The sequence below is a fragment of the Noviherbaspirillum malthae genome, assembly GCF_015352985.1.
Lineage (GTDB): Bacteria > Pseudomonadota > Gammaproteobacteria > Burkholderiales > Burkholderiaceae_D > Noviherbaspirillum > Noviherbaspirillum malthae.
In genome coordinates, this window is the sequence record NZ_JACYXF010000141.1 from 1 (window position 1) to 5,659 (window position 5,659).

3 protein-coding genes and 1 pseudogene are annotated in these 5,659 nt (G+C 56.4%); 2 read left to right on the forward strand and 2 right to left on the reverse strand.

Going from position 1 to position 5,659, the window contains the following annotated elements; translation table 11 throughout:
* The first annotated feature begins 291 nt into the window (after window positions 1-291).
* Window positions 292-753 (forward strand): helix-turn-helix domain-containing protein, encoded by a 462-nt coding sequence (locus IGW03_RS37085; protein ID WP_194727390.1) that lies wholly within the window; start codon window positions 292-294, stop codon window positions 751-753.
* A gap of 304 nt (window positions 754-1,057) precedes the next feature.
* On the forward strand, window positions 1,058-3,106 hold the full coding sequence (locus IGW03_RS37090) for a recombinase family protein (RefSeq protein ID WP_194727391.1): 2,049 nt from the start codon (window positions 1,058-1,060) through the stop codon (window positions 3,104-3,106).
* A 141-nt stretch (window positions 3,107-3,247) separates the two neighbouring features.
* Here IGW03_RS37090 and IGW03_RS37095 read toward each other — a convergent pair whose 3' ends face one another.
* Entirely contained in the window at window positions 3,248-4,624 is a 1,377-nt protein-coding gene (locus IGW03_RS37095) for an IS30 family transposase (RefSeq protein ID WP_194727392.1), read from the reverse strand.
* Window positions 4,625-4,692: 68 nt separating this feature from the next.
* A pseudogene (locus IGW03_RS37100) lies at window positions 4,693-5,594 on the reverse strand (IS3 family transposase); the annotation flags it as partial.
* Window positions 5,595-5,659 lie beyond the last annotated feature (65 nt).

Genomic DNA, 5,659 nt, shown 5'->3' on the forward strand with positions numbered 1-5,659 from the left:
ATGGTGTCTGCTGGACGGGCTGCATTTCGCGTCGAAGAACTGCTGGAACTGGTGAATTTGCTCCACGAAGGCAAGTCATGAGTCGGTTCTTCACGTGTAAATTGGATTATGCCGTAAGTGATAACGCGATTACGTCCATGGCGTTACGTCGACCAAGGCCTGGTCTTCGTCTAAGCAGCTGCCGCTCCAAGGAAGAATCTAGCAGATCTGAAGTCTCTGAGGTTGACATTGAACGTTTGCGGTACATAATTGACTTTACACGGTATCGCTTCATCTTCTCTGGAGAAGCCCATGGCTGCAGACCGAAGCAAAGAACAGAAACGACGTGGATTGAAGCAACAATCGACCCTCAATCCTCATCCCGACACTGTTACCCATGCGCTGTTCCAAGGCAACGATTTCTTCGATCCTCACGACCTGTTGCAGGTGAAGTACGAAATGCTACGTTTGGTCAGCGTCGAGAAGCGGCCGGTCAGCGAAGCCGCCAAGGCATTTGGCTTCTCCCGACCGTCGTTCTATCAAGCGCAAGCGGCCTTTGCACAAGGCGGGTTGGCTGGTCTGATTCCTCAGAAGCCGGGGCCGCGCGGCGGCCACAAATTAACGTCAGCCATTATGGAATTCCTCGTTCAGGCACGTGTAGCCGAGCCCTCTCTACGCTTCGAACGATTAGCGAGCCTGGTACAAAAGACCTTCGGCGTACAGGTACACCCACGCAGCATCGAACGGCAGTTCTTACGCAAAAAAAAACCGTAATAAATCCGTCCCTGTCATTGCCTGGCAGCTCATCTCGCAACGATGCATTGATCTCGCGTTACGAAGACGTGCGTCGGCAGTTCCTTGAACGCCCACGTTGCGCATCCCGCGGTCAGGGGCTTGCGGTGTTGATACGTAGCGGGATGAGGACCTGGATGCAAACTTGGACTCAGCTCCCTGTTGAGTTTCCAGCGCCGCCGCGAGCGTCTGCAAGTGATGAAGAAATGCTTCCTTCAGGAATGCGGCAAGATATAACGATGATCTTGGCAGGCATGGTCCTCTATGGTCATCAGGAGTTGAGAATATGAACAGCGACCCACATCAAAAGGTCCAGATCGGCCACCTTAAGCGTGACGCCTATCTCTATGTGCGCCAGTCGACGTTGAGACAAGTGTTTGAGAATACGGAAAGCACCAAGCGTCAATACGCACTGCGCCAGCGGGCTATTGCGTTGGGATGGCCTGAAGACCGAATCATTGTGATTGACAATGACCTTGGACAATCAGGCGCTTCATCAGCGGACCGTGAAGGCTTCCAGCGCCTTGTCGCCGAGGTCGGTGTTGGGCATGCAGGGATCGTGCTCGGGCTGGAGGTATCACGTCTCGCGCGCAATTCCACAGATTGGCATCGGCTTCTTGAGATCTGCGCGATTACAGATACGCTCATCCTTGATGAAGATGGCGTTTATGATCCGGCGCACTTCAATGATCGGCTCTTGCTGGGACTGAAGGGGACGATGAGCGAGGCAGAATTGCATGTGCTGAGGGCACGATTGCAAGGGGGAATCCTGAGCAAGGCCAGGCGCGGCGAGTTGGAAATGCGCCCGCCCGTGGGGCTCGTTTACAATGCTGAGGGTGCCATCACCCTCGACCCTGATCAACAGGTGCAGCACTGTCTACGTTGGCTGTTCACCACGTTCCGGCGTACCGGATCAGCGATGGCCACGGCGAGAATTGCCCGTCAAGAAGGATTGGCATTCCCGCGCCGGTGTGGCAAGGGAGTTCACAAGGGCAAATTGCTATGGACCGGTCTCGATCACAGCCAGGTACTACGCATCCTGCATAACCCAAGATATGCTGGCGCATTCGTTTATGGTCGCACTCATATGCGCAAAACAGTTGACGGGTCAAGCCATATGCAGCGCATGGCGCAAGATCAATGGGATACGCTGATTCCTAATGCACATGCTGGATATATTACGTGGGAAGAGTATGAATGGAATCAGAGACGCCTGCATGAAAGCGCACAGGCGATAGGCTCAGATCGGCGCCGCGGTCCGCCACGCGAAGGTCCCGCGCTACTGCAGGGATTGGTAGTCTGTGGGCGCTGCGGTGGGCGCATGACGGTTCGCTACCATAGCCGCAAAGAGCACCTATGTCCAGAATATGTCTGTCAGCACGAAGGGATCGAGCATGCTGAACCCATTTGCCAACGTGTTTGCGGGGTTGGCATCGACCAGGCCATCGGCGAGCTACTCATTGAAGCAGTCAACCCAATGGCCCTCGAAGTGACGCTGGCGGTGCAGCACGAGCTTCAGGCACGCATGGAAGAAGCAGACCGACTACGTCACAAACAAGTCGAGCGTGCCCAGTATGAAGCCGATTTGGCTCAGCGCCGCTATATGCGTGTCGATCCTGACAATCGGCTGGTTGCCGATTCCCTTGAAGCGGACTGGAATCAAAGATTGCGCTCCCTGGCTGAGGCACATGAAGAATATGGACGTCGCCATGAACAGGATAGGCGCATCCTTACGGACGAACAGCGTGCGACCATTCTGGCACTCGCCACAGACTTCCCGCGTCTGTGGCGTGACCCGCGTACGCCAGATCGCGAACGCAAGCGAATGATTCGACTCCTTCTGGAAGATGTGACCTTGAATCGGGATCATCAAATCACCTTGCAAATTCGTTTCAAAGGCGGCGCCCACAAGACGCTTAACCTGCCTCTGCCAATGTCATCCTGGCAGAAAATCGTTACGCCTGCAGAAGTCGTCGCTCAAATCGATGAACTGCTTAACCACCATACGCACCTACAAATTGCGAGTATCCTTAATGAGCGAGGTATCGTATCGGGTGCCGGCAAGCGCTTCAATCCTCATATGATTGCTCGACTTCAACGTAGCTACGGGCTCAAGTCGCGCTATGATCGATTAAGGGAAGCTGGATTGTTAACGCTACACGAAATGGCGGATGCGTTGCACCTCTCACCCACTCATGTGAAGATATGGAATCGCCATGGCCTGATTCGTGGACATGCTTACAGCGACAAGAACGAGTGCCTGTATGAACCGCTAGGTAGCAATCCACCACGGAAATCCATGGGTGTGAAATTCTCTCGGCGGCTTGCCGACTAGCAGGTCGTTACTGACTGGATTGGAGAGGTGTTGTATGAAACAAAGTCCTTGTCCCACGCGTTGGCGCGGCGGCTCATGGAGACTGTCAGGCCCCAGGAGGCAGCCAGCTTCCGGTAAGCTCGACTGGCATATTGGGCGGATTCAACCGGTCGTCGCAACACCATATTGTTGAACAGATTTTAGGTACTCGTTCAGTGCTTCGGCTGGCGTCTTCCAACCCAACGTTTTCCGCGGCCTGGAATTCAGTGTATTGGCAACGGCCTGGAGCTCTCGAGCGCTCCAACGAGCCAAGTCTGTGCCCTTCGGGAAGTATTGCCGCAGGAGGCCGTTCGTATTCTCGTTTGTCCCGCGCTGCCATGGACTGTGCGGGTCGGCGAAGAATACCTTCACCCCGGACTCGATCGTGAAGCGGGCGTGATCAGACAGTTCTTTGCCCCGATCCCAGGTCAATGACTGCCACAACTGGGCAGGCATCTCAGTGACGGTTTTCTTGAGCGCATTGGCCATCGTGACAGCGCCGTAACCAGCCAGTGCAGGACCATTCTTCGTTCTAGGCATCAGCCCGTAGCCTTCCTCGCGTGGCAAGTGAACCAGCATGGTGAATCGGCTTGAGCGCTCAACCAGCGTTCCAATCGCGGACCTGTTCAGGCCGATAATCAGATCACCCTCCCAATGCCCCGGCACAGCGCGATCCTGTACTTCTGCAGGCCGTTTAGAGATCATCACCTCCTCGCTAACGTGCGCCCAAGCCTTGGCCTGTGCCCTGGCTCTAGGCACGCGCAACGCTCGCCCGGTGCGCAGACAGCTAACCAGCTCGCGTTTGAGTGCCCCTCGGCCCTGGATGTAGAGAGCCTGGTAGATGGCTTCATGAGAGATACGCATGGATTCGTCGTCCGGAAAGTCGATCTGAAGTCGATTGGATATCTGTTCGGGCGACCAGCCATTGCCCCATTTGCGGTCACCGCGATGCGGCTTGTTTCTACCTATGAACGGCGCTGCCACAGGCCCAGAAATATTACGCCCCTTAGCGTCGCGAACCTTGCCCTCCAGCCGGTCTTGCACATAGTGGTGTAGCCGTGGATTAGTCGTCAATTTGCACGGTTTGGGTCTTTTGGCAACCAGTTCCGCCTTCCACTGCGCAACCGAAGCGCGATACTCAAGTTGGCCGCCACGAGTTGTAGCGTTGCGTCTGAGTTCTCGGGAGACCGTTGATGCACTGCGCCCGATACGGCGAGCAATCTCTCGTACGCCGATGTCCTGGCATGAAAGCAGTCCAATCTCTTCTCGTTCGGCAAATGATAAGTATCTCCCGGATATCGGGCTCAACATGGAAAGTGGCATGCCACCATTATGACGAAACCAGCGAGTTCCCACTGCCGGCGACACGCCAACCGCTTCAGCAGCCTTCTCACTTGTAATGCCTGTGGCGATCTGCTCCCAAAATCGCCGCTCGGTCTCACGCCGATGCGACGGCGCACCTGGTGAGCGCATCGGTCCTCGCCCGGTCAACTTCTGCATCCATCCCGCTGGTCTTCCCATAAACACCTCCTTTATTTAAGGTGTTGCGACGACCGGTTGAATCCGCCTTGACTGCCCTGATCGGAATGTAGAATCAGTCCAGGTGGCGGCTTGCGCTGCCAGCAGGCGCTACGCAGTGCCGAGCATACCAAGTCGGCGTTGATCCGCTCACTCATTGACCAACCGACGATTCGACGGCTCGCCAGATCCAGAATCGCTGCCAGGTACAACCAACCTTCGCCGGTGGCAATAAACGTGATATCGCTGGCCCAAGCTTGATTGGCAGACCAGCCGTCGAAGCGCCGCTCCAGCAGGTTCGGCGCCACTGGCAGACGGTGATCGGAATCGGTGGTTACCCGGTAGGGCCGCTTATAGACTGGACGCAGCCCCTGCCGCTGCAAACTGCGCCGCACCCGCTCACCGCCAATGCGCTTACCTTGCGCGCGTAACTGGGCCACGATCCTGGGACGGCCGTAGCTGCGGCGGCTTGTTTGGTGAATCGCCGCTACTTCGGCATCGAGTGCGGCATTGGCCTGCGCTCTTGGACTGGGCGGCCGGTTTCTCCACTGGCAATAGCCGCTGCGCGACACCCCAAGAACCCGGCACAGCCGGCTGATACTGTACCCGTCGCGGTGGGCGTCAATCCAGGCGTACTTCACCGCGACCCCTTCGCGAAATACGCCGTTGCCTTTCGGAGAATTTCAATATCAAGTTTGGCACTGGCCAGCTCCTTGCGCAGCCGGCTATTCTCCGCCTCGAGTTCGCTCACCGGGCGCTTGAGTGCGGTAGCCGCCTCTGCCTGGGCGGGCTGCACTCCTTTGCGGTGCCTGCGGACCCAGTTACCCAGCGTTGCTACCGGTACGCCAAGTCGACGGGCAGCTTCATGCTGGCCGACAGTCTCGGCCAGGCGTGCCGCTTCGGTCTTGAACTCTTCTGTGTACTGTCGTTTCGGTACTGACTTCTCTTCCATCGCATCCTCCGTACAAACAAGAAATTATCAAATTTCCTGCTGTACGTGAAATCGAGGCACGGTCA